Origin of the sequence: Sutterella massiliensis, from assembly GCF_016899755.1 — a bacterium.
Classification (GTDB): domain Bacteria; phylum Pseudomonadota; class Gammaproteobacteria; order Burkholderiales; family Burkholderiaceae_F; genus Sutterella; species Sutterella massiliensis.
Window position 1 is genome coordinate 1 of sequence record NZ_JACJJC010000077.1, and the last position, 1,371, is coordinate 1,371.

1 protein-coding gene and 1 pseudogene are annotated in these 1,371 nt (G+C 58.4%); both read right to left on the bottom strand.

Features of this window, described 5'->3' with window-relative positions; genetic code table 11:
* Positions 1-409: pseudogene (locus H6A60_RS11320) on the bottom strand (hypothetical protein); the annotation flags it as partial.
* Positions 410-570: 161 nt separating this feature from the next.
* A complete protein-coding gene (locus H6A60_RS11325) occupies positions 571-870 on the bottom strand; it encodes a transposase (protein WP_205104683.1) in 300 nt (99 codons plus the stop codon).
* Positions 871-1,371: the final 501 nt, after the last annotated feature.

The window sequence follows — 1,371 nt, forward strand, 5'->3', positions numbered from 1 at the left end:
GGGTCTGCACAGCCATGTCAAGGGCCTTCAAGATGAGCTCCGTTGTCATCTTCGTATCGAGCGCCCACCGGCTGCCCAGATCCATGAAGGTTGCCAAATACGAAGTTCCGTTCGGCGTTCGCAGGTATGTAATGTCCGAAACCCAGGCGCGATTGACAGGTCTGAAGTCGCGGTTGAGAAGGTTGGGATGCACCGTCATGTCGCGATTGCTGTCCGTTGTCTTGTAGGGGCGCTTGCTGTGTCGATATCCGATGAAGCCGTTGGTTCCTAGCAGGCGCTGAAAGCGGGTAACGCCGACCCGGATCCCCCGCTTGCGCAGGAGTTCATGGAACTGACGGTATCCGGGCGTGCAGCCGAGCAACCCGCGCAGCCGGCGGACGCTTGCAAGCACGGTCTCGTAGTTGAGCATTACTCGCTTGGGAACATGAAGTTTCTTTCGAGGTCGGTCACTCCGGCGGTGAAGCCATTCATAATACCCGCTGGTGCTGACGCCAAGGATGCGGCACCGTTCGGAGAGTGGCATGCCATAGAGCTCGCGATCCGCGAGAGTCTCACGAATGAAGGCGTACCTCACTTGAGGCCGGTCGTGCTGAGGTACGCCGCGAATTTTTTTAGCAGCGCGCACTCCTGACGGGAGCGGGCGAGTTCAGCGCGCAGGCGAGAGATTTCAGCCTGCTCGGGCGTGACCTCGCGGGCAGGATCATCAGTGGAGAGTTTGCCGTTGCGTGCATCGCGCAGCCAGGCGTAGAGGGTGTTGCGGTCAATGCCGAGTTCGTCAGCGACATCGCAGGCTCGACGTCCCTCATTCTGAACGAGGTGGACGGCATTGAGCTTCATTTCGTTGGTGTATTTGCGGCGAGGTACAGCCATGAGAAGGACTCCTAACAGGGGGGAAGGTATCGTGACCTATTTCGCCCTCGTTAACAAGTCCGGAAAAAGCACCCTCATCTCAAATCGCGAAGCCTGTAGCAACCTGCTGTCCGAGGTACGTTTTGCTACCGTACCTTCAATCCTCCCACTATCTGCATGAGGCGGCCCGGCCTCGGACTGACAGGCAATTTTCCGCGCTCTCGTCGGTTCTCCGGCGAGAGCCCGGCGCCGTACGGTTTTGAATTCTCCGGAACGCTTTGGGGCCGGCACCTCGCAGCTCTCGGGGAAGACCGCTCTGCCTCGTTCGGCAGTTGAGACTCGCGTCTCCCTTGCTTTTCCCCCTGCAGCCGTCACTTGCGAAATTCTTCGCTTAATGTAACAGTCCAGGACCCCCTCCCGTTCAGAAGCGTACTGAAGAGCACCGCCTTTGGACTTGAATTGACCGTTTCCGACAATTGCCTCAAAAGTCGCGGTGCGGGCGCCTGTCTCTTATACACATCT

Excerpts from the sequence above, each read along its gene's own strand:
- H6A60_RS11325 (WP_205104683.1), bottom strand. The coding sequence starts at position 870 with ATGGCTGTACCTCGCCGCAAATACACCAACGAAATGAAGCTCAATGCC.